This is a genomic window from Solidesulfovibrio sp. C21, assembly GCF_047785625.1.
Lineage (GTDB): Bacteria > Desulfobacterota > Desulfovibrionia > Desulfovibrionales > Desulfovibrionaceae > Solidesulfovibrio.
Genome location: NZ_JBLODY010000030.1, coordinates 23,362 through 48,520, shown reverse-complemented (window position 1 = coordinate 48,520; position 25,159 = coordinate 23,362). Strand labels below are relative to the sequence as shown.

Below are 25,159 nucleotides of genomic sequence, written 5' to 3'. Positions count from 1 at the left end.
TTTCTGAAGAAAGGGTTCCCCCCAGACCCCCCTCCCAAAGACTTTTAATGGTGATGGGTTGTTAAAATAACTATTCAATATTATTATAAAGTTTAGGAAGGGGAGAGCGCGAGAGGGGAGAACCCTTTTTAAAGGGTTTCCCCTCTCGCATCTTCTTGTTACTTAAATCTTCTATGATCAGCATCACGCGGCGGATGTTCCTGCGCCTTGCGGGGGCGGCGGTGGTGGTAGGGCGTTGGCCCGGCCGGGCGTGGGCCTTTGTGTTGGCGGCCTTTCCCGTGCGCACGGTCGAGATCGAGGATTTCGGCTTCGAGCCGGCCACGGGCATGGTCACCCATGCCGGCGGCGTTGCCGTACTCTATGTCCTGACCGTGGACGGGCTGGTGGAAACGCCCCGGCCGCTTTCCTACGCGGCCCTGCGCGCCCTGCCCCAGGAGTCCCAGACGTCGGATTTCCACTGCGTCGAGGGCTGGGACGTGGATGACCTGCACTGGACCGGCCTGCGCCTGAAGACCCTGGTCGATCTGGCCGAACCGAAACCCGAAGCCCGCTATGTGATCTTCCATTCCCTGGGGCGCACCCGCTCGCGCCCGGGCGGCCTCGACCATTATGTCGAATGCCTGCCCCTGGCCGATCTGCTCGATCCGCGCCTGGAATACCTGCTTGCCCTGTCCCTGGCTGGCGCCCCTCTGCCTTTGGAGCATGGCGCTCCTCTGCGGCTGGTGTGTCCGTACGATTTAGCCTACAAGGGCGCGAAATTTATTACGCGCCTGGAATTCGCCGCCGATCCCGTGGACGGCTGGTGGACGCGGGCCAACGGCATTTACGACAGGATCGCGCCGGTCGAGCCGGTGCGTCTGCGCCGGCCGGATCCGCGCCGGTCCGGGGCGTAAGTGCTGTTAAAAGGGGAAATCGGTATGGGACACGAGGCGGGGCTGGTGGTTGTCTGGACCTCCCGCGACCGGGAGGCGGCGCTCAAAATGGCGCTGCCCCATGCGAGGAAAGCACGGGAAAACGGTCTTTGGCAACGGGTGATCCTGATCGTCTGGGGGCCGTCGGCCAAAATGCTGGCCTGCGACCTTGATTTGCGGGAGGCCGTGGCCGCCTGCCGCCGGGCCGGGGTGGAAACCTTCGCCTGCCGGGAAAGCGTCGCGGATTACGGCCTGGCCGAGCAGTTCCGCCGCTACGGCCTGACCCTCATCGACGCGGACGACTTCCTGGCCGGCTACATGAAGGAAGGCTGGCAGGTGCTGACGGTGTAGGGAAGGGAAGAGACCGGGGGGAAACTTTTCTGAAGAAAAGTTTCCCCCCGGACCCCCTTTCCAAAGACTTATAATAGTTAATGGCTTGTTGTCGGTAACGCGCCAGCAAGACTAAAAAGTTTAGGAAGGGGAGAGCGCGAGAGGGGCTACCGCCCTTTTTAAAGGGTTTCCCCTCTCGCATCGTCTTGCCCGCATCTTCTATGGCCGGCTGCGGCCTGACGCGCGCGGCGGGCGTACGCCATGCGTAACCCGTGCTCCCTCTTGACGTTTCCCTCTCGATGGACGACCTCCAGGAAAGATCGCCCGGCATCGTCGCCTATCGCCGATCCTGGTGGTCAGGCGTCTTTGCGGGGTCTCCGGGGCGTGCCTTTTGGCGGGCGATCCCGGGGGCGGCTTTCGGCGGCCGGACGCAAAACCGCGCCGCCATCATGGCCAACACGGGAGAGCGCCCATGAGCGAGTATCCATACGAAGCGCAATTGATGCTGCGTCTTGTCATTGCGATCTGTTGTGGCTCGATCCTGGGGTACGAGCGGGAACGCCACGGCATAAGCGCCGGCCTGCGCACCAATCTGCTGGTGTGCCTCGGCTCCGCCCTCATGATGGTTATCTCAAAGTATTTCTATTACTTGAATGATGAGGACCCGGGGATCATCCCCCTTGGCCTCGATCCCTCTCGCATCGGCGCGCAGATCGTCTCCGGCGTGGGCTTTCTGGGGGCGGGCGTGATCATCAAGGACCGGGGCGCGATTCGTGGCCTGACCACGGCCGCGACCCTGTGGTTCAACGCCGGTGTCGGCATGGCGCTTGGAGCGGGCATGGTGCTCATCCCGGTTTCCTGCACCCTTCTCGGCGTGGTTTCCCTGACCATCCTCAAGCACCTCCAGAGCCTGATCCGGCGCGAGGTCGTCCGGGTGATCAGCGTCACCTGCCAGGAGACGCGGGAGACCCTCGACAATCTGCTGCATTTTTTTCGCGCCCGCGACCTCGAGGTGGAGAACCTGAGCCTGACCAAGGTCACGGATGGCCTCTCCACCTACTGCTTCACCCTGCGTTGCGACTGGTCCTGCCTGGAGGCCGTCGGCTGCATCCGGGATCTGGCCGGCATCGACTACGTACAGAAGGTCAAGATGCGCTAGGCCCCGCCCTGGTCAGCAGGCCGGGATCACGGCCGCGAGCAGCCGGGTCAGGGTCGCCTCGGCCTTTTGGGCGGTCGCGATGACCGCTTCCAGGGTGGTTTCGGCCATGCAGTCGGGCAGGTTGACGTTGGTCAGGCACGAGATGGCCAGCACTTCCATGCCGGCGTGTCGGGCGGCGATGACTTCGGTCACGGTGGACATGCCCACGGCGTCGGCCCCGAGGAGCTTGAGCATCCGGGTCTCGGACGGCGTCTCCAGGCTCGGGCCGAGCACCCCGGCATAGACCCCGCGTTCCAGCCGGATGCCGAGCGACAGCGCCGTCTTGTCGGCGATTTCCCCGAGGCGCGGCGAGTAGGCCTTGCTCATGTCCGGAAAGCGCGGTCCCGCCGCCTCGTCGTTGGGGCCGACCAGCGGGTTTTTCCCGGTCAGGTTGATGTGGTCGGTGAGGCGCATGAGCCCGCCGGCGTGAAAATGCGGGTCCAGGGCCCCGGCGGCGTTGGTGAGCAGGAGCGTTTTGACGCCGAGCCCGGCGAGCAGCCGCACTCCGGCGGCCACCTCGGCCGGGGCGTAGCCTTCGTAGAGGTGGAGCCGGCCCGAGAGCAGGGCCACCGGCCGGCCGCCGACCGTGCCGTAAGCCAGCTTTCCCGCATGGCTCGGGGCCGTGGAGAAGGGAAAGCCGGGGATATCGGCCGTGGCCATCTCCCGCCTGTCCGCAACCGCCGCGGCAATGCCGCCAAGGCCCGTGCCGGCCACCAGCCCGACCGTGCCCGCCGCGCAGGGGCCGAGGGCGGACAGGACCGCATCCGTACCCTTTGCATGTTTATCATAAACCATATACCTTACTCCCGTTCCCAGACCCACTAGCATGGGGATGGCCGGTCGGAAAGGGGGAGGCCTTTTCCGTCGGTGATGCTTTCCAACGCAAGCGCACAGCGGACGGGGCCATGGATCTCGGAACCTTTCTCGGCCTTGCCTCGGGCATCGCCCTGGTGCTTGGGGCCATCTTCATGGGCGGCACGTTGACGGAATTCGTCAATGGGCCGAGCATCATGATTGTCGTCGGCGGCACGTTGGCTTCCATCTGTGTGGCCTACCCCATGGGCGAAGTCCGGCAGGCCTTCGCGGCCATGATGCAGATTTTTTCCTCGCGTAAGGTCCGCGATGCGGAAGTCGTCAACATGATGGTGCGCATCGCCGAGATCAGCCGCCGCGAGGGGCTCATCGCCCTGGAAAACATCCACACCGAAAACGCCATTCTCAAAAAGGCCTGTCAGCTGATCGCCGACAACGCCGACCCGGCGCTGATCCGCGACACCGTGCGCATCGAGATCGGCTCCATGAAGCGCCGCCATGCCGTGGGCGAGGCCGTGTTCAAGTCGCTGGCCGGCTACGCGCCGTCCTTCGGCATGATCGGCACGCTTATCGGCCTGGTCCAGATGCTCACCCGGTTAAACGACCCCAAGACCCTGGGGCCGGCCATGGCCGTGGCGATTATCACCACGTTTTACGGCTCCATGATGTCCACGCTGTTTTTCCTGCCCGTGGCCGGCAAGCTGCGCTCCCGCACCTTGAACGAAACCCTCCAGCTGGAGATCATTTTCGAGGGCGCCAAGTGCATCCTGGAGAACAACAACCCCAGGCTCGTCTACGAAAAGCTGTCCTCGTTTATTGCCCCACGGGAGCGCCGTTATGAGCGACGATGAGCAAACCGGCCTTGATGACGACGACGAGGAGATCGAGACCTCCAGCCAATGGCTGACCACCCTCTCCGACCTGTCCATGCTCCTCATGACCTTTTTCATCATGCTTTTTTCCATGTCGAGCCTGGACGTGAAGAAGTTCACGGATTCGTTTTCCTCGGTGCGAAACGCGCTCGGCAACAAGAGCAAGGCCGTCGCCTCGGCTCCCATCGCCACGCCCGACATGTCCACCCTGGTCGAGCAGGCCCGCATCCGCCAGCGCATCATCGGCGAACAGCGCCGCGTCTACGACCAGTTCCGCTCCTACGTTTCGACCAAGGGCCTCGACGGCGTGGTGGCCGCCACCCTCGAAGCGGGCAAGATCACCATCGCCTTTCCCGCCGGCGTGCTTTTTCCCAAGGATGGCGTGGACCTGACCGAGCAGGGCAAGGAAAGGCTGCGCACGCTCTACGGCTTTCTCATCAAGACCGCAGGGGAGCGCGTCAATATCCGGGGATTCACCGACAACCAACCGCCCGGGGCGGGGAGCCGTTTCCGCGACAATTGGGAGGTTTCCTCATTGCGGGCCGTTGCCGTCCTGCGCTATATGGTTTCCTTGGGCATGCCCCCCAACCGATTGACAGCCACCGGATTAGCTGATTTAGAACCCCTCTATCCGAACGACACCCCGGAGCATCGGGCGCGCAACCAGCGCGTGGAGTTCGTTTTGGAACGCTGGATCGGCGAGTAGGAGCCCGGCATGGACTTTACGTTCAAGCTGGAAGGCGAGGTCGGCAAGCGCGCCGCTTACAGGGAGCGCGTGCGCGGCCTGTTCGCCCGGTTCGAGGGCGACGAGACCGCCTATGCGGTCCACGACGTCAGCGCCGCGGGTCTGGCCGTGGTCGATGCCGCGGGAGACTTGATACTTGGGCGCAAGGGGCTTTTGAGTCTGGCCATCGGCCCCAAGGCTCTTATTGCCGGACTGCCGGTCACGGTGGCCCGGACCGGGGCGAAGGGGTTGGCCGGATTGGCCTTCGGGGAGCTTTCGTTGCGCCAGGAAGCCTGGCTCGACAAGCTGGTGCTGGAGATTCAAAAGCGGCGCATCGACCTGCGCAAGGCGCGGGAACTGGCCGATAAACTTGAGGATAAAAAGACGGATCGTGCCGACGAATAAACATAAGGTCCTGGTTGCCAACCGGGGCGAGATCGCCATGCGCATCATCCAGGCTTGCGTTTCGCTCGGCCTGGATTTTGTTTGCGTCCATACCAAGGCCGACGAGGCTTCGGGCCATCTGGCCCTGGCCCGGTCCCTGGGCGGCCCCGAGGCCGCCTACCGCATAAGCTCCTACCACGACGCCAACGAGCTTCTGGCCGTTGCCGACCATGCCGGAGCCACCGCCATCCATCCGGGCTACGGCTTTTTCGCCGAGGATTTCCGCTTCGCCCGCCGCGTGTCCGAGCGCTCGCGCCCGCTGGTCTTTATCGGACCCTCCTGGCGCATCATCCGGTCGCTTGGCGACAAGATCAACACCAAGCGTCTGGCCAGAAGCCTGTCCATCCCGACGGTCCCCGGCTCGGACCGCCCGGTCTACGACGAGATGGAGGCCGAGGAGATCGCCGAGACCCTTTTCGCCTTCCAGGCCGAGCAGGGCATCGTCAACTCCGTGGTCCTGGTCAAGGCCTCGGCCGGCGGCGGCGGCATGGGCATCGAGGAAATCTACGACATCGATCAGTTCAAGACCGTCTACCGGCGCGTGCGCAACTATGCCAAGCGCCAGTTTCACGACGAGGGCGTGCTGATCGAGCAGCGCATTTTCGACTTCAACCATCTCGAGGTGCAGATCGTTGGCGACCGCACGGGCAAGGGCATCGTGCACTTCGGCACGCGCAACTGCACCATCCAGTCCACGGGCCGGCAAAAGCGCCTGGAGGTGGCCCCCGGGTTCCGCCCGGGAGAGATCAACTACGCCTTTGACGCGGCCAGGGTCCTCGACGACATCGTGGGCTACTCCCTGGCCATGGCCCGCGAGGTGGGCTACGACAACGTCGGCACCTGGGAGTGGATCGTCTCGCCCACCGGCCAGCCGTTCCTCATGGAGGTCAACACCCGCATCCAGGTGGAAAACGGCGTGTCCGCGGCCATCTCGCGCATCCGGGGCAACGGGGACGTCAACCTCATTGCCGAGCAGATACGCCTTGGCCTGGGCGAGCCTCTGGGCTATGACCAGTCCGACGTGACCTTTGACGGCGTCGGCGTCGAATACCGCATCATCGCCGAGGATCCGGCCAACCGCTTCACGCCCTGGGTCGGCCGCATCGACCAGTTTCTGGCCCCGAGCCTGCCCTGGGCGAAGCTTTACACCCACATCCCCATGGACGCCCCCTACGAGATCCCCACGGACTACGACCCCAACCTGGCCCTGGCCATCGTCTGGGGCAAGGATCTGGCCGAGGCCAAAAAGCGCGGGGTGGCCTATCTCGACGAGTTGACCCTGTCCGGCGAGGACGGCTCCGGAACGGAGCTTAGGTCCAACGTCCGGTTTCTGCGGGACAAGACCGCCACCATCCTGCAATTCTAGCAGCCCGTTCACAAAAACATGCATGTTTTTCGTGGACTTAAACTATAAACTCGGTTCGTTGCGTTACGACAAGACTTTCGGGAATTTGCCGGACGCGGCACGAGCCCCCCGGCCCGCGCGCCGGACCGCCAGCCGCCCATGCCGGAGGTCGGACGCACGCCGGGACGCCTGGGAATACGCCATATGGAAATCGAAAAGCGCGTCGTCGAACTGGCCGATCGCTTAAGCTACATAAAGGACATTTTCGGCGGGCGCGATAACGCCAATATCGCGCTCATGCAGTCCCGCCTCGACGAGCTGGCCGCCAGGGACAAGTCCGCCCCGGGCGAGAAAGCCCAGATGCTGCGCCAGATCGAAGACCTGTTCGCCTTTCTGGAGAAAAAGCTCGACGAAGAGCTTGTCCCCATGGACATGGTGCGCATCGTGCGCCATCCCGCCCGGGTGAGCCTCAAGGACATCCTGGAAAACGTCTACGACAACTACACCGAGATCGGCGGCCAGGACGAATACTCCATCGACCCGAGCATGCTCATCGCCCGGGCCTACATCACCCGGCGCAAGGGCGACAAGGTCATAAACCAGCCCGTCATGGTCATCGGCCAGGAAAAGGGCCACGGCCAGGAATTTCGCAACGGCGGTTCGGTCAAGCCCTGGGGCAACGCCAAGGCCCTGCAGTACATGAAGGTGGCCGAGACCGAGCGCATCCCCATCCACACCTACGTCTTCACCCCCGGGGCCTTTCCGGTGGAGGACTTTCCCGGCGCGGCCCAGCAGATCGCCCGCAACCTCTACGAGATGGCCGGACTGCGGGTGCCCGTGGTGTCGGTCATTTCCGAGGGCGGCTCGGGCGGGGCCGAGGCCATCGGCCTGTCCGACGTGCGCATGATGCTCTCGCGCGGCTACTATTCCGTCATTTCCCCGGAAGGCGCGGCCGCCATCGAGGCCGGCATCCGGCAGGGCCAGCGGGTAAGCCCGGACCTGATCGCCCAGTGCGCCACGAGGCTGAACATCACCGCCGCCGACAACCTGCGCATGGGCTACGTCGACAAGGTCATCGAGGAACCGCCCCTTGGCGCGCGGCCCCATCACTACGACTTCTTCAAGGACCTGCGCCAGGAGGTCATCCAGGCCACGGACCAGATCTTTCTCGGCATTGCCGGCTTCAAGCTCTACCGGGCCCTGGTCGCCTCCAAACGCAAGGCCGACGACGCCGAGGGCATGTTCGTGCGCTGGACCCTCGACGACGCCGCCGCCGACCGGTTGGTGTGGAAGCGCTACTGCAAGTACCGCCGCATGGCCGAGACGGCCTACCGCGACAGCCGCCCCTCCGGCGCGCGCATCGCCTCCCGGGCCCAGAGCGTCTTGTGGTCGGGCTATTCTTTTCTGCGCTACGATTTCGTCGGCAAGTATCTGAAGAATTTTAAAAAGACCGTCGGCGACCTGGAGGCCGAGGCCCGGCTCGTGGCCAGCCGGCTGACCGCGCCCCTGCGCAAGGGTCGCGACAAGAACGCCCCCGTCACCTGCGATCCGGAAAAAAGCCGCATGCTGGTGGAGCTGTCCCAGCCCGAGCAGGGCGCCTGCCTGGAGGACTTCGGCTGGCGCTACGTCAGCCCCAAGGCCGCCGAGGACAAGGCCGTCACCTGCCCCGAGGCCAAGACCTACGGCTGCCCGGACCTCTGGGCCCCGGACCTCTACGGCGACTTCGCCGGCGTGTGCGTCCACTGCGGCCACCACTTTCCCATGGAATACCAGTGGGTGCTCGGCAACGTCTTCGACCCGGAATCGGTGGTGGAGTTCGACGCCGACATCGAGGCCGGCAATCCCCTCGACTACCCGGGCTTCGAGGAAAAAATCGAGGCCGCCAAGAAAAAGACCGGCCGCAAGTCCGCCTGCGTGTCCATCGACGCCAAGATCGACGGCGTGAAGCTGGTGTGCGCCGTGCTTTATTCCGCCTTTCGTGGCGGCTCGGTCGGCGCCGCCGAGGGCGAGAAGTTCATCCGGGCCCTGGCCCGGGCCAGACGACGGCATTATCCGTTTCTGGCCTACGTTCACGGCACGGCCGGCATCCGCATCCAGGAGAGCCTAAACGGCCTGATCCAGATGCCCCGCGTCACCATGGCTGTGCGGCGCTACATCGAAAGCGGCGGCCTCTACGTGGTGCTCTACGACACCAATTCCTACGCCGGCCCAGTGGCGAGCTTCCTCGGCTGCTCACCCTACCAGTTCTCCGTGCGCTCGGCCAACATCGGCTTCGCCGGCCCGGGCGTCATCAAGGAAACCACCGGCATCGACATCCCGCCCGATTACCACCGGGCGCATAACGCCCTGGCCCGGGGCCATATCCAGGGCCTCTGGGACCGACGCGAGATTCGCAAGAATCTCAAGCAGGTGCTCCTCACCATCGGCGGCCGGAATTTGTATTATCGATAGGAAGAGGGGAGGAGGATGATGATGCCTCCGGCGGCCGGGGGGAAACTTTTTGAAAAAAGTTTCCCCCCGGACCCCCCTTCAAAAACTTTTAAAGGGGATATGGGGTCTGGTCCGATCATCTTTGAAGAGAAGACCAGGGGAAGACCGTTCCCGGGTATGAGGCGCGTGGCCTGGGCCGGCGGGGCTGTTCGGGGACGCGAAGGCGTATTCTTCGAATATGCGCCGCGCGCGGCCGTGAACAGCCCCGCCGGCCGACGCCAAAGCCTCTGGAACTGGAAAATGATTTCCCCGCTCCCTGCCTGGGAAAGGGGTATTGTTGCCAGGGCGCCGGGGCCAATGTAACACCGTTCGAAATTCCAAGGTCGCGCCGGAAAAGGCCGACAGGGGAAGCGTGTGATAGACGTCAAAGCCTTGCTGGAAAAGATAAAGGCCTCGCCCTACGAGGAGATCGTGGTCACCGCGCCGCATACGGGCGTGGTCCGTTTCGTCGACATCGACGCCGGGGCCCGGGTGGTGCCCGCCTCGGGAACCTATGGGGAAAAGCCGGGGACGCTTTTGGCCAGGCTCACCCGGGAGCATAACGACAAGCCCATTTACGCCGAGGCCAAAGGGGCTGTCGGCCAGATGCGCCGGGAACTCGAAGGCACCTTCGTCGAGGCCGGGACAGAGCTTGCCGTCATCCGCCACTACCTGTCCAAGGACGAGGTCATCGCCTCCATCCTCCAGCAGGTGCTCTATCTTTTCCGTGCGCCGGAGCGGGCCAAGTATTATTTCATTCCCAGCGTGGACAAGAAGGTCAAGGCTTCGGGGCCGCGTTCGGTAACGGTCAGGGACGGCATGGAGCTTTTCATCGTTTCGCGTATGAAACGGGAAAAGCCGCTGACCTATGAAGGGCCGGAAGGCATCATTTACGCGGTGTATTTTCAGCATGACCGGAACGTGGACCAGGGCGCGCCCCTTGTGGGCGTATGCCCCGAGTCCCAGACAAGCCTCATCCAGGACGTGGTCAACCGGGTTCGCACGGACTGGGAGGAAAGGGAGTAGCCATGGGAAAGTACCTGCAGATCCGCGTTACGGCGACGACCTATGACGAGGCGGCGGCCGAGGATCGCTACGGCAGGCTGTATGCCCTGGCTTGGCCCGTGGCCGCCACGCCGGCCGCGGAGCCTCGGGGCCTTTTGGAACTGACCCAGGCTCTGGACGACAAGGTGCGTCTGGGCGATCTGCCCGGTGGCGATCGTCAGGCGCTTTTGCCCGGTGTGGAAAAGGCCATGGCCCTCAAGCAGTCCCTGGAAGCGGCCCTTGGCGACCGCGATCCCAAGAGCGCGGACAGCCTGAGCTACGCCCTGGAAGACGCCCTGGGTGAGCTGGAAAAGCTCGCTCCCAAACCGTAATCATTTTTTGAAAGACGCGCTTCGGCGCGGGCGCAGGAGGCAGAATATGGCCGGCAGCATCAACAAGGTCATTTTAGTCGGCCGGCTCGGGCAGGACCCCAAGCTGACCTATTTGCCCTCGGGCAGTCCGGTGGCCAATTTTTCCGTGGCCACGGACGAATCCTACAAGGACCGCGAAGGCAACAAGGTCGAGCGCACGGAATGGCACCGGGTGGCCGTTTTTGGCCGTTCGGCGGAATTTTGCGGCAACTACCTTTCCAAGGGCCGGCTGGTCTATATCGAGGGGACGTTGCGTACCCGCAGCTGGGACGACCAGCAGGGCCAGAAGCGCTACACCACCGAGGTGGTGGTGACCGGGCCGGGGCACACCGTGCAGGGGCTTGATTCGCGCGGCGGCATGGCGGCGGATGCGCCCATGGGCGAGGAAGGGGTCGCGCCCCAGCAGGGCGGCCGGCGGTCCTATCAGGGCGGCGGCCAGCAAGGCGGTTACGGTGGCCCGGCCGGCGGCCAGCAGGGCGGCACGCCCCGCCAGCAGCAGCCGCGCCAGCAGGACGAAGACCTTGGCCCGGCCTTCCCCTCCGAAGCCTCGGGCATGGACGACGTGCCTTTTTAAGAGAGAAGAAAATGCGAGAGGGGAAACCCTTTAAAAAGGGTTCTCCCCTCTCGCGCTCTCCCTTTCCTAAATTTCCCCAAGGGTGCCGCGTCGGAGCGTGCTTCCTTATATCATGCGCCCCGGTTCCGGGGCGTTTTTGCGTCAGACCAGGATATCCAGGGACGCGGTCGTCGGCGGCGTCTGGGCGGGAGCTTGCGTGGTTTGGCTTGCGGTGGTGCCGCCTTGTGCTGCGGCGGCTGCGGCCTGTGCGATCTCCTCGGTGGCGGATGCGGAAGCGGTTGCGTTTTGCTGGTTGGCGCCTTCCCCGGCGGCGGTGGCCGCTTCGGCCGCGGTTGCGGCCTGCTGTCCGCCGTTCTCTCCGGTATCGCCTGTCGCGGTGGCATCCTGCCCGGTCGACGCGGTCTGATCGGTCGTCGACGTGGCCGCATCGGTCGAAGCGTTCGTGCCTGTGGTCTCGGACGTGTCGGCCTGGCTGGCGTCCTTGGGCTGGGTCGCCTCTTCGGCCCGCTTTTCGATGTCGTCCTTGAGGTCGTCCAGGTTGTCGGCTGATCGGTCCATGTATTCGTCGTTGGTCACCTGCTTGACGCCGTCTTTCACTTTATGCTGCATGAGGGTCGCGACGACGTATGTCGAGTCGTGGCTGGAAACATGCATTTTGGTGTTAAGGAGTGCGGCTTGCCCCTTGAGGCTGTCAAGCAAGGTCCCCATCTTGTCGCCGAAGCTCATATCCGTTTGAAGATTCGTGATCGTCGCCGCGACATATTTTGATGGGCCGGAGTCCGCGTGCACAAAATTATTGCCCAGCAGATCGGAAGCGCCCCCGGCCGTTGTTCCCATGGCGCGCTGGTAGGTGCGGCTGTCGTTGGTCGGGGATGCACTCGCATCGGCCTGTTGCGTTCCGGTCGTGGGCGTTTTTTGCGATACGGCAAACCCCGCCGTGAAGGACGATGTCGCGCTCCCGATCTCCATGTCCGGCCTCCCGCGTTCGGTATCATATTGCCTATCGGCGGGAGGCGCGAAAAACTCTAGGTCTGATCTCTTCTTCGATGGGACCGCATCCCCCTATTATTTGCGCAACAGCCGCAGTCCGTTGCCGATGACGATCAGACTCGTGCCCATGTCGGCAAAAACGGCCAACAGCATGGAGCCGTAGCCCGCGACCGTAAGCGCCAGCACCAGCCCTTTGAGCCCAAGGGCCAGGGCGATATTTTGCCGCAACACGCCGACCGTATCCCGCGACAGCCGGATAAAGGCGGCGAGCTTTCGCGGGTCGTCGTCCATGATGGCCACGTCCGCCGTCTCGATGGCCGCGTCGGTACCGGCCGCGCCCATGGCGAAGCCGATGTCCGCCGCCGCCAGCGCCGGGGCGTCGTTGATGCCGTCGCCGACCATGCCGACCAGTCCCTTGCCGCGAAGCTCCCGGCGAAGCGCCGCGATGGCCTCGGCCTTGTCCTTCGGCATCCGGTCGCCGTAGGCCTCGTCGATGCCCGTTTCCCGGGCGATGGCCTTGGCCGTGTGCGTGTTGTCCCCGGATAAAAGCACGGTGGAAACGCCGAGGGCGTGGAGTTCGGCCACGGCGTCGCGGCTGTGGGGCCGCACCGCGTCGGCGGCGGCGAAAAGGGCCAGCACCCCGTCCGCGTCGGCCAGGAGCACGGTGGTCTTGCCCGCGCCTTCGAGCGCGTCCAACCGGGCTTCCAGGGCCGGCGAACACAGCTCCAGCTTTTCGATCAACCGGTGGTTGCCGAGGTGAAAGACGCGGCCGTCCACGGTGCCGCGCACGCCAAGGCCGGGCAGGGCGGTGAAATCCGCGACATGGCGCGGCACGATCCCGTCCCCGGCCGCCGCCGTGGCCACGGCCCGGGACACGGGATGGTCCGAGCGCGCGGCCAGGCTTGCCGCCACGGCCCGGTTGGCGGCCGCCTCGCCGGCGCGGTTTTCGAAGTCCGTCTGGGCCGGCCGGCCGGTGGTCACGGTGCCGGTCTTGTCGAGGCCCAGGGCGCGCAGGGCGTGACCCCGCTCCAGGAACAGCCCGCCCTTGACCAGGATGCCGTGCTTGGCGGCGGCGGCCAGCCCGCTGACCACGGAAACCGGCGTGGAGATGACCAGGGCGCAGGGACAGGCGATGACCAGGATGACCAGTCCCTTGTAAATCCAGTCCACGAACCCGCCGCCCCAAAAAAGCGGCGGCAGCACGGCCACGGCCACGGCCACGGCAAAGACCGCCGGGGTGTAGACCCTGGCAAACCGATCCACGAAACGCTGGGTGCCGGACTTTTTGCCCGGCGCGGTAACAACCGCCCGGGTGATGCGGGAAAGGGTCGAATCGTCGGCCAGGGCCGTGGTCTCCATCACCAGTTCGCCTTCCTGATTGATGGTGCCGGCGAAAAGGGCCGCGCCCGGTTCTTTCTCCACGGGCAGGCTCTCGCCGGTGATGGGCGACTGGTCGACCGAGGACCGGCCGGCGACCACCTTGCCGTCGAGGGGCACGCGCTCCCCGGGCTGGAGGCGCACCGTCGCGCCGACCGGCACCTCCCGGGCGGGAACCACCGCGAACGCGCCGTCTTCCCGCCGCATGGTCGCCTGCTCCGGGGCCAGGGACAAAAGCGCCGTGACCGCCTGGCTGGCCCGGGCCAGGGAAGCGGATTCCATCTGTTCGGCAATGGCGAAAAGCACCATGACCATGGCCGCTTCCGGGAACTGGCCGAGCAGGACCGCACCGGTCGCGGCGATGCTCATGAGCGCGTTGATGTTGAGTTCCCGGTTTTTAAGCGCCGTGAATCCCTTGCGGTAGATGGGCAGGCCACAGGCCAGGATGGCGGCCAGGGCGCAGGCAAGGGGCAGCCAGGGCCCAAAAAGCCCCAGCCATTCGGTCACCTCCGCCGCCACGGCCACGGCCAGGGCCGCGACCTGGACAGGCGTCACCCACGGTCCGGTCGGCCCGGCGGCAAGGCGCGGCGGCCCCTCGGCCGTGACCGGCACGGCCTCCATGCCCAGCGCCGCGATGGCCGCCACGATGCCGAAGGTGTCCGGCAGGTCGTGGTGCACCGTCAGCTCCCGGGCCAGCAGGTTGAAGCGCATGCCGGCCACGCCGGGCATGGCTCCGAGCGCCTTGCGGATCATGGCTTCTTCCGTGGGGCAGTCCATGGCCTCGATGCGGAAGGTGTCCTTTTGGGCCGTTTTCGGGATATTGTCGTCGCCCGCAGGCGTGCCTGCGGACGTTTGGCAACCCTCGTGGCCGCAGCAGCAGGGCTTGGCAAACGGATCATGATCGGGGGCATGGGCATGTTCATGGTGTGACATCGAAAATCCTCCTTGCGTTGTCCGTCCCCATGACACACCTTGGAGTTGCTCCAGGGTCAAGCCTTTATCCGTATCGGAGGAAAAAAAGCATGCGCATCGGTGAACTGGCCAGACGCACGGGGTGCCGGCCGGATACGGTCCGGTATTACGAGAAGGAAGGGCTGTTGCCGGCGCCGGAACGCTCGGACGGCAACTACCGGCTTTACAACGCCGCCCACCTCGCCCGGCTGTCGTTTATCCGCAACTGCCGGGCGCTGGAAATGAATCTTGACGAAATCCGGGCCCTGCTCGCCCTCACGGACGGCGCCTGCCCGGACTGCGGCGAGGTCAACACGCTGCTCGAAACCCACATCGGCCACATCACCGAGCGCATCACCCGGCTCCAGGCCCTCCAGACGCAACTGCGCGCCCTGCGCCGGCGCTGCACCGGGGCCACGCCCATCGACCAATGCGGCATCATCCGCGAATTGACGGACCCGGCCGGCCCGTCGGTGTGAAACGAAAGGCGATGGCCGCGTTACGGGGGGCGATTGCGGGTCCAGCCGGACCGTGAAGCCCGTGACGGCCTGTTGCGCCGCACCTCCCTCCCTTGCCATTTTCCAAATCGGACCAATAATGCACTATGCTCCCTTGGCCTGTCCGTTATCCCGGCAGGCGCGGGGCGACGCGAGGAGGTGTCCATGTTGCGAATGGCGGTCGGGCACGGCAAGTGCCTGGATGCGGACTGCGCCGCCCGGAGCGCGGTGGAGCCCTGCCGGCAGGGGCTTGGCGGGGCGGCCCCGGTCGGGCTGCTTTTATTCACCGGGGTCGGCTACGACCACGGCGCGATCCTGCGCGTGATCGAGGAGGCCTTTCCGGGCGTGCCCCTTGTCGGCACGACCTCGGCCGGGGAGATGTCCTCCATCGGCGGCATAAGCGACGATTCGGTGCTGCTCGTGGCCTTCGGCGGCGAGGGCATCGGCTGCTCCGTGGGCCTTGTCCGCGACTTCGCCGGCCCGGGTGCCGATGCGGCGGCCCAGGCGCGCGACGCCCTGGAAGCGGCCCGGAGAGACCTCGCCGCGCCTGCCTCCCTGTGCCTGGCTTTTCCGGATGGCGGCCGGGGCGGCGTCCAGGCCTTCGGCCAGGCCCTGGATGCGGCCCTTGGCCCGGAGTGCATGGTTCTTGGCGGCATCTCCGCGCGGCAACTTGCCGACCGGCGGCCCGTGCGCCAGTTTTGCGGCCGCGAGGTGCTCATCCATGCCGCGCCGTTCATGCTTCTGACCGGCGATATTCCCTCGGCCATGCGCCTGTCGCGGGGCTGGCGGCCCGTGGGCGGCCTGTCGCGCGTGACCGGGGTTTCGGGGAGCATCGTCAGCCGTATCGGCGACGACACGGCCCTGGATTTCTACCGCCGCTACCTCGGCCCCCATGCCGAACCGGCCACGGAACTGCCCCTGGCCGTGGCCTGCGAGGTGAAAAAGGATTTTTACCTGCGCGCGCCGGGGTTCTACAGCGAGGACGACGGCAGCATCCAGTTTGTGGCCGGCGTGCCCGAAGGGGCCATGGTCCAGCTGGCCGAGGCCGACCGGCCCGGCATGCTCGCCGACATCCGCGCCAGGAGCCGGGAGCTGGCCGAAGAAGCCAGGGGCGCGTTCACGCCGGCCGGCGCACTGCTTCTTTCCTGCTCCACCCGCAAGGACATCCTCGGCACCAGGGCCGACGAGGAAGTGTCCCAGATGGTCGCCGCGCTGCCGCCGGGCACGCCCGTGGCCGGGTTCTACTGCTTCGGGGAACTCGGCCCCTCGGCCAGGGACCTGCCCCTGCACCTGCACAACGGGTCCCTCGTAAGCCTCGTGCTTGGCGGCGAGGTCGCGGCGTCTCGTCTTGCGCCCATGGATGCCAAGGATCCCTGCCCCACCGGCGAGGCCGAAGCCCTGCGTCGGGAGATCCGCGCCCTGACCCGGGCCCTGGAACGCGCGAACGGCTCCCGGGAACGCCTCGAAGCCCAAAAAGACCGCTCCCAGGCGCTCATGCGGGCCATCAACCAGGAAATCAACGAGGCGCGCCTGGAAATCCAGCGCAAAAACGAACTGCTGCGCCAGGCCCTGGCCCTGGCCGAGGAAGTGCAGCGCAACCTCCTGCCCCAGGCCGCGCCGGGACTGCCCGGTTTCGATATCGCCGGCACCAGCCTCTACAGCGATGAAACCGGCGGCGACTACTACGACTTCATCCACGAACCCAACGAACAAAATGGCAGCTTCGGCGTCATCATCGGCGACGTCACCGGCCACGGCATCGCCGCCGCCCTGCTCATGACCACAGCCCGGGCCTTTCTGCGCATGCGCTCCTTCCAGCCCGGCTCCCTGGCCGCCGTCATCGACGACGTCAACAAGCTCCTGTGCGCCGATCTGGCCGACTCCGGCCGGTTCATGACGCTCTTCTACCTCGCCATCGATATCGAGAAAAAACGCATCCACTGGGTGCGCGCCGGACACGACCCCATCATCCTCTACGACGCCGAAACCGGCCTCGTCCAGGATATCCCCGACAAGGGCGGCCCACCGCTGGGCATCGTCACCGAAGCCCGCTACGCCGAAAACAGCGCCGCGGGCATGAAGCCCGGCCAGGTGGCGTTGCTCGCCACCGACGGCCTCTGGGAAGCCCGCAACCCCGCCGGCGAAATGTTCGGCAAGGACCGCGTGCGCGAACTGCTCAAACAGCACCACGGAGCCCCGGCCGCCGAAATCGTCGACGCCGTCCTGGCCGGGTTGCGCGCATTCCTCGGCGAGGCCCAGCCCGAAGACGACGTCACCCTCGTCGCCATCAAGGTGCTGCCCGAGGTGTAGGCAGGGGAGGCGCTGCCTCCCCGGGGCCCCTCCGGCAGAGGCTCCGCCTCTGCACTCCGCCGGGCGCTGCCCGGACCCGCCGGGAGGCCACGGGCCCCCCGGACCCCCCATCAGGTGTGCTTTGGCGGGTGGGAGTGGGGTTGGCTGGCGGGTAGGCGGAGTGTGAGAAGATGGCGGCGGAATTTGTCGGGACGGTGCATGTCGCTTCGCGACAAGCTCGTCCCAAGCAAATTCCGCCGCCACCACGCCGGTCGCCCCGTTGGGGCGACATTTAGAGACAATTTGATTTTCTTAAAATACGGCGCTTCGCCGCTGGCGTGATTGTTGCCGCAATCGTGTCCGGCGTCGAGGTGCGAAGCGCCTCGTGCCGCCGGGCCGATTGCGGCAACAAGAAAGACACCACCGACCTCACCGACTCGCACTCCCACCGCATCATCCCAACCCGGTAAAGGGAGGTCCGGAGGGCATAAGCCCTCCGGCGGGTCCAGGGCGGAGCCCTGGCGGGGGCCAGGGGCCGCGCCCCTGCCTGCCTGCCCTGCCTTCCTGCTGCCTAAACGCCGCGCACGAACGCCCCGGGCGTGATGCCGAAGGCTTCGCGAAAGGCGGCGATGAAGGCGGAGGTGGAGTCGTAGCCGCATTCGATGGCGGTGGTGGTGACGGATTTGCCGGCTTCGAGCAGGGACAGCGAGGCGAGCAGTCGCGCCCGGCGTCGCCAGTTGCCGAAGGTCAGCCCGGTTTGGCCGACGAAGAGGCGGCCGAGGGTACGTTCGGTCATGCCGGCGGATTTGGCGAAGGCGCTGGCGGTGCGGCTGTCGTCGGGGCTGTCGGTGAGGGCTTGGCAGATGGCGGATAGGCGCTGGTCCCTGGGCCAGGGGAGGCTGAAGTCGGCGACGGGGAGGCTGGCGAGCTGGTCGAGGAGCACGGCCACCAGCCGGCCGTCGGGACCGTGTTCGTCGTAGAGCACGGGCAGGGCGCAGACGGCGAGGATGAGTTCGCGGGCCAGCGGTGTGACGGAGAGCACGAGGCATTGCAGCGGGCGGAAGATGTCCTGGTCCCAGCCGATATAGAGGCCGCGCATTTCGGCGCGGCGCGAGGTGGCGACTTCGTGGGCCATGCCGGGCGGCACCCAGACGGCGCGTTGGGGCGGGGCGACGTGGCTGCCGGTTTCGGTACGCACGAGGAGCACGCCTTCGCCGGCGAAGGAGAGCTGGCCGAAGGGGTGGGCGTGGGCCCGGGACACGGACCCGGCGGGCAGGGATTCGCTGCGCGGGTAGACGGGCCGGGGCAGGGTTTGGAGGGTGGGGGCGATACGTTCCGTGGTCATGTCCGTTTTCAGCTATATATTGTCTTTCTAGCGCGAGACGGCGCGTCTGTCCATGCTTAGGTTTTGGCCAGCCTGGGCCGCGAGGATGCGCGGCGATGGGAGCATGGGCGGAAGACGGCCGCATGGGCCGGGGAGACGGACATGGTTGGAAAGATTCTCGAGAAAATGGCCAAGGATTGGTTTTGGGCGGGCATGGTGCTGGCGGTGGCGCTGGCCACGGTTTTTCCGGAATTCGGATCGATCGGCGGGGCCATGCATGCGGAGCAGGTGTCCAATTGGGGCATCTTCATGATCTTTTTGCTGCATGGCCTGGCGCTTTCCACGGAGCATCTGCGCCGGGGCATGTCGCGCTGGGAGCTGCATCTGTTGGTGCAGGCCATGACCTTTATGGTATTTCCGATTCTGTATTTCCCGTTTCGGGCGCTTTTCGGCGGCTTGATGCCGCCGGGGCTGTTGCTCGGATTTCTCTATCTGTGCGCCCTGCCGTCGACGGTGTCCTCGTCGGTGGCCATGACGGCCATTGCCAGGGGTAACGTGCCGGCGGCGATTTTCAACGCCACCTTGTCGAGCCTGCTCGGCATCGTGCTGACGCCTTCCATCGTGGAGCTGATCGAGGGCGTGCAGGGGACCGGCGGGCTGTCGTTCGGCCATGCCGTGGTCAACATTTCGCTGATGCTGCTATTGCCCTTTGTCCTGGGCCAGGTGTTGCGTCCTTTTTTTGGCAAGCTGGCCTCGCGGCACAAGAAGTTCATCAACACCTTCGACAAGCTGGTGATTGTGGTCCTTGTGTACGGAACCTTTTGCGACTCGGTCAAATCCGGCTTGTGGACGCATACCGGCCTCGAGGTGCTGGTGGTGACCCTTGGCGGCGCGGCGCTTCTTCTGGCCCTGGCCCTGTTCCTGTCGAGCTGGGTCGGCAAGCGGATGGGGATGCCGGTGGAGGATCGGATCACGGCGGTTTTTTGCGGCTCGAAAAAGACCCTGGCTTCGGGCGTGCCCATGGCGCGGCTTATTTTCGGCGCCAATCCGGCCCTGGGCCTGATCGTGCTGCCGATCATGTTCTACCATCCGCTCCAGCTTTTCGTGTGTTCCCTGCTGGCTTCGCGCTATGCCCGTCGCGATGAGATCCCCGCGTCGCCGGTCGGGGCCGCTATGCCCGGCGTGCCGGCCGTGGAAGCGGTGCGCGTGCGTTCCTGATTTGCCCCCCAACCCTCGGTTGCCGCGTTCCTGGTCCCTTATTGGAAGTCCATGACCAGGGGCGCGGCTTGTTTTGCCGGCGCGCCGTCGCGCTCGATGGGCACCGGTGGCGGGCAAGCCGTTCCCTGGGGGATGGACAACACCCGGCCCACGGCCAGGTTTTTCGGGTCGAGTCCCGGGTTGGCCCGGGACAGGTCGCCCAGGGGGATGCCGAAGCGATCGGCGATGGCGGCGGGAAAATCGCCGGGCACGACCACGTAGCGCACACCGAGGGGTTCCTCGTCGGGCAGGGCGGTGGGATCCGGTTTGGCCTCCTGGTCGGGCGTTTGCGGGGCGTCCTCGGCGGGCCGGGGCACGAGGATCACGTCGCCGACCTTGATGCGGCAGGGATCGAGCCCCTTGTTGTGGGTCATGACGGTGGCAAGGGGCACGTGGTAGATTTTGGCGATGCGGGCGGGCGTGTCGCCCGGTCGGGCGACATGGGCGATGTCCGCTGCCCGAACGCCCGAGCAGGCCAGAAGGACGCAGCCGAGGGAAAGCAGCGCGCGCCGGGGCATGGCATTCCTCCCGGTTACTGTGAGATGTAACACCCGCCTGGCGGTTAAGGCCAGACCTAGCAGCCCGGTCGGGATTTGACAATCCGGCCGCGCTTTGGGATAGCCCTGGCGTGCCTTTCCACAGCGATCCGGAGGTGACGCCATGAAATTTCGCACCCTTGTCGCGCCCATGCTGTTTGTCTGTCTGGCCGGAGGGCTCTCCGGCTGCGGCGTCTTGAAGATGTCTTCCTCGTCGGAACCGGCCAAGGATCTGGTCGCTTCCGGCAACGCGGCCTATGATCACAAGGATTACGCCGCCGCCTGTCGCGACCTGTCCCAGGCCGGCGCCGCCGCCGGGCCGACGGGCCTCAGCCGTGCCGGCGACGCCTGCCTGCGTGACGGCCGGCGCAAGGCCGTGGCCGCCTATGAGGCGGCGGCCGCCGCCGCTCCGGGCGACGTGTCGGCCATGGAGGGCCTCGGTATGGCCGCCTTGGCCGATGGTGACCTTACCCGGGCCAGGGACATGCTGCAGGCGGCGGCCAAGGCCGGGGGCAAGGACCCGCGCGCCGCTCTGGCCCTTGGCGACGCCGAGCTGTTATCCGGCCAGTGCGACAAGGCCCTTGCCGCCTATAGGGAGGCGCTGGCCCGCGAGGCGTCCTTTGCCCCGGCCGCCGCGCGTCTCCAGTCGGTCCGGCTGGTCTGCGGCGCGCGCAAGGCTCCCGCCGCGGTCGCCGCGCCGGCCGCGTCCAGGTCCGCCGCACCGCCTTCCTCCGACCTTTCGCCCGCGTCCGGGCCGTCGGCCGGTTCCGCCAAGGAGCCGGGCAAGGCCAAGGCCGCGCCCAAGGTCATCGACTTAAACGATATCTGATCGGCGTTGGAGATGTCGGCGACGGTCCCGCCACGTGTTTTCGGTGGCGGGACCGTCGCGTCAGGATGACAGCAGTCCCGGGCGGAGGGGGGCGTCGTCGGCGGGGAGGCCGCCGCCCTGGTCCGACTGGCCCGTCGGCAGGTCCACCACGAAGACCGTGCCGTGGGGCTCCCGATCCTCGGCCCGGATGACGCCGCCGTAGCGTTCGACGATCTGCTTGCAGATGGCGAGCCCGAGCCCGGTGCCTTTCTTGGTCTGGGCGGTGGTGTCGCCCTGGCGGGTCTGGTAGAATTTATCGAAAATCCGTTCCCGTTCCTGGGCCGGAATGCCCGGTCCGGTATCGGCCACGCTGAATTGCATCCGGCCGTTCGACACCATCCTGGCCGAGAGCGTGACCTCGCCCTCGCCGGTATGGCGGGCGGCGTTGGTGAGCAGGTTGACCAGCACCTGCATGAGCCGGTCCGGGTCCAGGCGCAGCCGGGGCAGGGCTCCCGGAATATCCACCACCAGGGCCAGCCGCTCGTTCTGTTCGTACTCGCCGCCCACGGCGGCCACGGCCGAGCGGATCACGTCGGCCGGGTCGGTATCCTGGTCGTTCCAATTCAGCCGGCCGGATTCGATCTTGGACAGGTCGAGGAAATCGTTGACGAGCCGGGTCAGTCGCGCGCCCTCGGTCTCGATGATGGCCAGATTGTCGGCAATGCGGTTCCCTTTGCGCCGCAGCTTGTCGCTGACTTCGGAAAACGGCATGAAATCCTTGATAAAATCCCGCCGTGTCAGCTTGGCGAAGCCGAGGACCGAGGTCAGGGGCGTGCGCAGGTCGTGGGTGACGGTGGCCAGAAAGCCGGATTTGAGGGCGTCGAGTTCGCGCAGGCGGGTGTTGGCGTCGGCGAGTTCCTCGGCCTGCCGGGCCAGGGTGTCGGTGCGCTCGGTCACCCGGCGCTCCAGGTCGCGGTTGAGGGATTTGAGCCGGGAGAGCGCCATGTTGCGATCCGTGACGTCATTGCACAACGTCAGCATAAGCGGCGGGCACCCCGGCAGATTGAGCGGCGCGCTGGTTGCGGCGAAGAAACGGCCGTCGAGCGGGCTCTGGATTTCCATGCTCACGGCCTGCCCCTTGGCGACCTCCTGGCGCGGGCACCAGGGGCAGGGCTTCTCCCGGCCGTGCAGGGCGACATGGCAGGGCATGGCCACGGGATCGCAGCCCGCGCGCCGCGACAGGGGCGCGTTGGCAAAGACCACATGGCAGGCGTCGTCGCAGGCCAGGATGATGCCCGGAAAGGCGGCCAGAAAAGCGGTATGCCAGGCCTCGTGTCTGCCTGTTGCCAGGGTTTCCTTGTTGTGCTCGTCCAGGATATCGAGCACCGCGCCGATGCCCCGGGCGTCGAGCCCCGGCAGTTGGCTCAGGCCAAGGCCTTCGGGCGGGCAAGCCCCGGCCGGGGCCAGAAAGACCACGTGCCCGGGCAGGCCGGTAAGGCGGGCCAGCAGCCGGGCGGGGACGTCCGACGTTTCCGTCGCCGTAAGGGCGACCACGGCCACGTCGGGCAGGGTGTCCGGGGGAAGGGACAGGGCGGCGGCCCAGGACAGCGCGGCCGCGCGGCGATGCGCGGCGCAAATCCCGGCCGAAAGCTCCCGGGGATCGTGCTCCGGGCTCCCGGCGACAAACAGCCGGCCGCCGGTCATGGCCGGACTCCGGGGCATGGCGCGTGGAACAGGATGGGGCGCGGTCTGCCGCTTCCCGGCGTATGTCCGAAATGTCGTACTGCGATCACGGCAATCGACTCCCTCCGGCGGCCACGAAACATGCGCGACCGGATAGTCAGGACTGCATGAAATAAAGTAGCATATCTGTTTGCGGGGCACAACGTGTCCGCGGGCCCCCCCACCAGGGGGGCTTCCCAAAAGGGGCCGGGGAGGGTAGGGCGCTTTTCCTTTGCCTGATGGAGGAATTTCATGTCCGCATCGACCTTGTTCCCGCTCCTAAAGCGCCTGGTCAAGCGCCTCGGCGTGCGCCATGCCGGCCGTACCGCCGTGGCGGCCGTGGTGACCCAGCTTGTGGTCACGGTCCTCAACCTCCCCCAGGGCTATTGGGCGGTCATCACGGCGGTCATCGTCATGCAGGCCAACATCGGCGGCTCGATCCGGGCTGCCTGGGCCCGTCTGCTCGGCACCGGGGTGGGCGCGGTCATGGGCATCGTGGCCGTGCATGTCGGCGGATCGAGCTGGCCGGCCCTCGGCATGGCGGTCTTTGCCACCCTGATGGTATGCACGGCCGTGCCGTTTTTGCGCGAAAGTTCCCGGGTCGGCGGCATCACGGCGGTCATCGTCCTTCTGGCCGGGCATGGCGACGTGTCCGCCCTGACCCTTGGCCTGGACCGTTTTTTCGAGATAGCGGTCGGCATTATCACGGCCCTGGCCGTTTCCCTGTCGTTTTTTCCTTCCCGGGCCCGCAAGGCGGTGTCCTTCGGGCTGGCCAAGATTTTTCAGGACGAGGCCGCGTTTTTCAGCCTGGTGCTGGAGGGGCTGGTGCGGGACGTCTACAACGACCGGCAGGCGTTCGCGCTCAAGGACCGCATCGTGCGCACCCTCGCCCGTTGCCGGGATCTGCGCCGGGAGGCCAATCTGGAAGGCCGGGGCGGCGAGGCCGCGGCCGCCCAGCTGCTGCTTCTTTTCCGCGCCGAGCATCTGTTCGAGCATATCCTGGCCATGGACCACATCGCCTCCGAATGGCACGGCCAGGGGCTGCAAAGCCAGCTGACCGGGGAACTGGCCGGCTTGCGCCAGTCCGTGGGCGCGGTGCTTTCCGGCTTGGCCGCGCACTTGCGCGGGGACGGCGCGCTTCCCGATCTGGCCGAATTGGATACGTCCGTGGCCGGGGCGCGGGAAAAACTGTCGGCCATGCGCCGGGAGCGGGCTCCGGCGGCCTACGGCCTAAGCGAAGTCATGCATTTTTTCAGCTTCATGCACGGGATGCTGGCCTGCGCCGCCGAGACGGGCGAGATCGTGGGCCGGCTGCGCACCGTGGAGCGGGAATAGGGCCGCATTGCCCCCCCGGCGCGGTGCTGCTACCGTGCCTGCGGTCGCAACGCCCATTCGGATCGGAGGCTCGAAAGCATCCATGCAGGCTTGGCAATTGCTGGCCGCCGCCCGCAGTGTCCGTCTTCGCGGTCACGCTCCCGCAACCGAGACCGCAGCCGGCGGCTATCGTTCGGCCTTTCGCGGCGCGGGCCTGGAATTCGAGGAATTCCGGGAATACGCCCCGGGCGACGACGCCGCGTCCATCGACTGGAAGGTCACGGCCCGCCTGGGCCGCCCCTTTGTGAAGCGCTACCGGGAGGAACGCGCGCGCACGGTCATGCTGGCCGTGGACGCGAGCCCTTCCATGCGTGTGGCCGCGGGCGGCTCCTCCCCGTTTTTTACCGCCGCCCTGGCCGCCGTCACCCTGGCCGTCAGCGCCGCCGACAGCCGCGACCGGGTGGGGCTGGTCATCTTTTCCGACCGGGTGGAGGCGTTCGTGCCGCCGGGCAAGGGACGGGGACAGCCCCATGCCGTGGCCGCCGCCCTGGCCGAGGTAGCCCCGGTTGGCGGGCGCACCGATCCCCGGCCGGCCCTGGACCTGCTGGCCGCCGTCATGCGCCGCCGGTGCCTGCTGTTCGTTTTTTCCGACTGTCTCGGCGCGGCGTTTGCCCCTGTGCTGGGGCCGTTCGCCGCCCGCCACGAGGTGACGCTCGGGCTTTTGCGCGGGCGGGAGGCGGCCGCGTTGCCGCCCTACGGCTTGCTCCGTCTGACCGATGTGGAAACCGGCCGGCGCGCGGTCCTCGACTGCGGCAAGGCCCGGGTCCGGGATCGGTATGCACGCGCCGTGCGGCAGCGCGACGCCGCACAGCGCGCCGCCCTGGCCGCCGCCGGCGTCGGCCTGCTGGAGCTGGCCGTGGGGGATGCGCCAGGGCCAACCCTGGACGCCTATTTCCGCCGCCGGGCGCGCCCCGGAGCCCTCCGGGGATAAGAGGCCCG

24 protein-coding genes are annotated in these 25,159 nt (G+C 66.4%); 18 read left to right on the top strand and 6 right to left on the bottom strand.

The window, feature by feature from the left end; translation table 11 throughout:
• Positions 1 to 173 precede the first annotated feature (173 nt).
• The 3 genes from ACMZ6R_RS10810 (at position 174) to ACMZ6R_RS10800 (ending at position 2,400) form a co-directional block, all read left to right on the top strand.
• Positions 174 to 893: a molybdopterin-dependent oxidoreductase gene (locus ACMZ6R_RS10810; RefSeq protein WP_416111244.1), complete on the top strand. Its 720-nt coding sequence runs from the start codon at positions 174 to 176 to the stop codon at positions 891 to 893.
• Between the two features lie 24 nt (positions 894 to 917).
• Positions 918 to 1,262 (top strand): DsrE family protein, encoded by a 345-nt coding sequence (locus ACMZ6R_RS10805; RefSeq protein WP_416111242.1) that lies wholly within the window; start codon positions 918 to 920, stop codon positions 1,260 to 1,262.
• 451 nt (positions 1,263 to 1,713) lie between these two features.
• Entirely contained in the window at positions 1,714 to 2,400 is a 687-nt protein-coding gene (locus ACMZ6R_RS10800; RefSeq protein ID WP_416111240.1) for an MgtC/SapB family protein, read from the top strand.
• A 12-nt stretch (positions 2,401 to 2,412) separates the two neighbouring features.
• On the opposite strand, the gene ACMZ6R_RS10795 is transcribed toward ACMZ6R_RS10800, so the two are convergent.
• On the bottom strand, positions 2,413 to 3,234 hold the full coding sequence (locus ACMZ6R_RS10795; protein ID WP_416111238.1) for a purine-nucleoside phosphorylase: 822 nt from the start codon (positions 3,232 to 3,234) through the stop codon (positions 2,413 to 2,415).
• Positions 3,235 to 3,344: 110 nt separating this feature from the next.
• On the opposite strand from ACMZ6R_RS10795, the gene ACMZ6R_RS10790 reads away from it, so the two are divergent.
• The 8 genes from ACMZ6R_RS10790 to ACMZ6R_RS10755 all read left to right on the top strand — a co-directional run bounded on the left by ACMZ6R_RS10790 (position 3,345) and on the right by ACMZ6R_RS10755 (position 11,095).
• Positions 3,345 to 4,103, top strand: coding sequence for a motility protein A (locus ACMZ6R_RS10790; RefSeq protein ID WP_416111236.1), 759 nt, complete (start codon positions 3,345 to 3,347; stop codon positions 4,101 to 4,103).
• Positions 4,090 to 4,830: an OmpA/MotB family protein gene (locus tag ACMZ6R_RS10785; RefSeq protein WP_416111234.1), complete on the top strand. Its 741-nt coding sequence runs from the start codon at positions 4,090 to 4,092 to the stop codon at positions 4,828 to 4,830. Before ACMZ6R_RS10790 ends, ACMZ6R_RS10785 begins: the two co-directional genes overlap by 14 nt.
• A 9-nt stretch (positions 4,831 to 4,839) precedes the next feature.
• Positions 4,840 to 5,253, top strand: a complete 414-nt coding sequence (locus tag ACMZ6R_RS10780; RefSeq protein WP_416111232.1) for a PilZ domain-containing protein — start codon at positions 4,840 to 4,842, stop codon at positions 5,251 to 5,253.
• Positions 5,240 to 6,658: a biotin carboxylase N-terminal domain-containing protein gene (locus ACMZ6R_RS10775; RefSeq protein ID WP_416111230.1), complete on the top strand. Its 1,419-nt coding sequence runs from the start codon at positions 5,240 to 5,242 to the stop codon at positions 6,656 to 6,658. Before ACMZ6R_RS10780 ends, ACMZ6R_RS10775 begins: the two co-directional genes overlap by 14 nt.
• A 183-nt stretch (positions 6,659 to 6,841) precedes the next feature.
• Entirely contained in the window at positions 6,842 to 9,088 is a 2,247-nt protein-coding gene (locus ACMZ6R_RS10770; protein WP_416111228.1) for an acetyl-CoA carboxylase carboxyl transferase subunit alpha/beta, read from the top strand.
• Positions 9,089 to 9,481: 393 nt separating this feature from the next.
• Positions 9,482 to 10,132 (top strand): biotin attachment protein, encoded by a 651-nt coding sequence (locus ACMZ6R_RS10765; protein WP_416111226.1) that lies wholly within the window; start codon positions 9,482 to 9,484, stop codon positions 10,130 to 10,132.
• 2 nt (positions 10,133 to 10,134) lie between these two features.
• Positions 10,135 to 10,482, top strand: coding sequence for a hypothetical protein (locus tag ACMZ6R_RS10760; RefSeq protein ID WP_416111224.1), 348 nt, complete (start codon positions 10,135 to 10,137; stop codon positions 10,480 to 10,482).
• 46 nt (positions 10,483 to 10,528) lie between these two features.
• Positions 10,529 to 11,095: a single-stranded DNA-binding protein gene (locus tag ACMZ6R_RS10755; RefSeq protein WP_416111222.1), complete on the top strand. Its 567-nt coding sequence runs from the start codon at positions 10,529 to 10,531 to the stop codon at positions 11,093 to 11,095.
• 141 nt (positions 11,096 to 11,236) lie between these two features.
• Here ACMZ6R_RS10755 and ACMZ6R_RS10750 read toward each other — a convergent pair whose 3' ends face one another.
• A complete protein-coding gene (locus tag ACMZ6R_RS10750; RefSeq protein WP_416111220.1) occupies positions 11,237 to 12,064 on the bottom strand; it encodes a hypothetical protein in 828 nt (275 codons plus the stop codon).
• 96 nt (positions 12,065 to 12,160) lie between these two features.
• Complete coding sequence (locus ACMZ6R_RS10745; protein WP_416111218.1) at positions 12,161 to 14,395, bottom strand: heavy metal translocating P-type ATPase; 2,235 nt, start codon at positions 14,393 to 14,395, stop codon at positions 12,161 to 12,163.
• An 89-nt stretch (positions 14,396 to 14,484) separates the two neighbouring features.
• On the opposite strand from ACMZ6R_RS10745, the gene cadR reads away from it, so the two are divergent.
• The 3 genes from cadR (at position 14,485) to ACMZ6R_RS10730 (ending at position 17,669) form a co-directional block, all read left to right on the top strand.
• Positions 14,485 to 14,892, top strand: a complete 408-nt coding sequence (gene cadR, locus ACMZ6R_RS10740; protein WP_416111216.1) for a Cd(II)/Pb(II)-responsive transcriptional regulator — start codon at positions 14,485 to 14,487, stop codon at positions 14,890 to 14,892.
• Positions 14,893 to 15,075: 183 nt separating this feature from the next.
• Complete coding sequence (locus ACMZ6R_RS10735) at positions 15,076 to 17,220, top strand: SpoIIE family protein phosphatase (RefSeq protein WP_416111214.1); 2,145 nt, start codon at positions 15,076 to 15,078, stop codon at positions 17,218 to 17,220.
• 317 nt (positions 17,221 to 17,537) lie between these two features.
• Positions 17,538 to 17,669, top strand: coding sequence for a hypothetical protein (locus tag ACMZ6R_RS10730; protein ID WP_416111212.1), 132 nt, complete (start codon positions 17,538 to 17,540; stop codon positions 17,667 to 17,669).
• A gap of 101 nt (positions 17,670 to 17,770) precedes the next feature.
• On the opposite strand, the gene ACMZ6R_RS10725 is transcribed toward ACMZ6R_RS10730, so the two are convergent.
• Positions 17,771 to 18,544, bottom strand: a complete 774-nt coding sequence (locus ACMZ6R_RS10725; protein WP_416111210.1) for an AraC family transcriptional regulator — start codon at positions 18,542 to 18,544, stop codon at positions 17,771 to 17,773.
• Between the two features lie 141 nt (positions 18,545 to 18,685).
• On the opposite strand from ACMZ6R_RS10725, the gene ACMZ6R_RS10720 reads away from it, so the two are divergent.
• Positions 18,686 to 19,741, top strand: a complete 1,056-nt coding sequence (locus ACMZ6R_RS10720; RefSeq protein WP_416111208.1) for a bile acid:sodium symporter family protein — start codon at positions 18,686 to 18,688, stop codon at positions 19,739 to 19,741.
• Between the two features lie 38 nt (positions 19,742 to 19,779).
• On the opposite strand, the gene ACMZ6R_RS10715 is transcribed toward ACMZ6R_RS10720, so the two are convergent.
• Positions 19,780 to 20,298, bottom strand: coding sequence for a LysM peptidoglycan-binding domain-containing protein (locus ACMZ6R_RS10715; RefSeq protein ID WP_416111206.1), 519 nt, complete (start codon positions 20,296 to 20,298; stop codon positions 19,780 to 19,782).
• A gap of 142 nt (positions 20,299 to 20,440) precedes the next feature.
• Here ACMZ6R_RS10715 and ACMZ6R_RS10710 point away from each other — a divergent pair, with 142 nt between their 5' ends.
• Positions 20,441 to 21,145: a tetratricopeptide repeat protein gene (locus tag ACMZ6R_RS10710; RefSeq protein WP_416111204.1), complete on the top strand. Its 705-nt coding sequence runs from the start codon at positions 20,441 to 20,443 to the stop codon at positions 21,143 to 21,145.
• A 60-nt stretch (positions 21,146 to 21,205) separates the two neighbouring features.
• On the opposite strand, the gene ACMZ6R_RS10705 is transcribed toward ACMZ6R_RS10710, so the two are convergent.
• Positions 21,206 to 22,828: a sensor histidine kinase gene (locus ACMZ6R_RS10705; protein WP_416111202.1), complete on the bottom strand. Its 1,623-nt coding sequence runs from the start codon at positions 22,826 to 22,828 to the stop codon at positions 21,206 to 21,208.
• A gap of 270 nt (positions 22,829 to 23,098) precedes the next feature.
• Here ACMZ6R_RS10705 and ACMZ6R_RS10700 point away from each other — a divergent pair, with 270 nt between their 5' ends.
• The gene (locus tag ACMZ6R_RS10700; protein ID WP_416111200.1) at positions 23,099 to 24,181 is read left to right on the top strand and encodes an FUSC family protein; all 1,083 of its coding nucleotides are present in this window, start codon (positions 23,099 to 23,101) and stop codon (positions 24,179 to 24,181) included.
• An 82-nt stretch (positions 24,182 to 24,263) separates the two neighbouring features.
• The gene (locus tag ACMZ6R_RS10695) at positions 24,264 to 25,151 is read left to right on the top strand and encodes a DUF58 domain-containing protein (RefSeq protein ID WP_416111198.1); all 888 of its coding nucleotides are present in this window, start codon (positions 24,264 to 24,266) and stop codon (positions 25,149 to 25,151) included.
• Positions 25,152 to 25,159 lie beyond the last annotated feature (8 nt).

Bases quoted from the DNA above. Each gene is read 5' to 3' on its own strand.
- ACMZ6R_RS10790 (WP_416111236.1), top strand. From the start codon at position 3,345: ATGGATCTCGGAACCTTTCTCGGCCTTGCCTCGGGCATCGCCCTGGTG.
- ACMZ6R_RS10785 (WP_416111234.1), top strand. From the start codon at position 4,090: ATGAGCGACGATGAGCAAACCGGCCTTGATGACGACGACGAGGAGATC.
- ACMZ6R_RS10760 (WP_416111224.1), top strand. From the start codon at position 10,135: ATGGGAAAGTACCTGCAGATCCGCGTTACGGCGACGACCTATGACGAG.
- ACMZ6R_RS10810 (WP_416111244.1), top strand. From the start codon at position 174: ATGATCAGCATCACGCGGCGGATGTTCCTGCGCCTTGCGGGGGCGGCG.
- ACMZ6R_RS10735 (WP_416111214.1), top strand. From the start codon at position 15,076: ATGTTGCGAATGGCGGTCGGGCACGGCAAGTGCCTGGATGCGGACTGC.
- ACMZ6R_RS10710 (WP_416111204.1), top strand. From the start codon at position 20,441: ATGAAATTTCGCACCCTTGTCGCGCCCATGCTGTTTGTCTGTCTGGCC.
- ACMZ6R_RS10725 (WP_416111210.1), bottom strand. From the start codon at position 18,544: ATGACCACGGAACGTATCGCCCCCACCCTCCAAACCCTGCCCCGGCCC.
- ACMZ6R_RS10795 (WP_416111238.1), bottom strand. From the start codon at position 3,234: ATGGTTTATGATAAACATGCAAAGGGTACGGATGCGGTCCTGTCCGCC.
- ACMZ6R_RS10755 (WP_416111222.1), top strand. From the start codon at position 10,529: ATGGCCGGCAGCATCAACAAGGTCATTTTAGTCGGCCGGCTCGGGCAG.
- ACMZ6R_RS10750 (WP_416111220.1), bottom strand. From the start codon at position 12,064: ATGGAGATCGGGAGCGCGACATCGTCCTTCACGGCGGGGTTTGCCGTA.
- ACMZ6R_RS10720 (WP_416111208.1), top strand. From the start codon at position 18,686: ATGGTTGGAAAGATTCTCGAGAAAATGGCCAAGGATTGGTTTTGGGCG.
- ACMZ6R_RS10780 (WP_416111232.1), top strand. From the start codon at position 4,840: ATGGACTTTACGTTCAAGCTGGAAGGCGAGGTCGGCAAGCGCGCCGCT.
- cadR (WP_416111216.1), top strand. From the start codon at position 14,485: ATGCGCATCGGTGAACTGGCCAGACGCACGGGGTGCCGGCCGGATACG.
- ACMZ6R_RS10700 (WP_416111200.1), top strand. From the start codon at position 23,099: ATGTCCGCATCGACCTTGTTCCCGCTCCTAAAGCGCCTGGTCAAGCGC.
- ACMZ6R_RS10800 (WP_416111240.1), top strand. From the start codon at position 1,714: ATGAGCGAGTATCCATACGAAGCGCAATTGATGCTGCGTCTTGTCATT.
- ACMZ6R_RS10745 (WP_416111218.1), bottom strand. From the start codon at position 14,395: ATGTCACACCATGAACATGCCCATGCCCCCGATCATGATCCGTTTGCC.
- ACMZ6R_RS10715 (WP_416111206.1), bottom strand. From the start codon at position 20,298: ATGCCCCGGCGCGCGCTGCTTTCCCTCGGCTGCGTCCTTCTGGCCTGC.
- ACMZ6R_RS10805 (WP_416111242.1), top strand. From the start codon at position 918: ATGGGACACGAGGCGGGGCTGGTGGTTGTCTGGACCTCCCGCGACCGG.
- ACMZ6R_RS10705 (WP_416111202.1), bottom strand. From the start codon at position 22,828: ATGACCGGCGGCCGGCTGTTTGTCGCCGGGAGCCCGGAGCACGATCCC.
- ACMZ6R_RS10770 (WP_416111228.1), top strand. From the start codon at position 6,842: ATGGAAATCGAAAAGCGCGTCGTCGAACTGGCCGATCGCTTAAGCTAC.
- ACMZ6R_RS10695 (WP_416111198.1), top strand. From the start codon at position 24,264: ATGCAGGCTTGGCAATTGCTGGCCGCCGCCCGCAGTGTCCGTCTTCGC.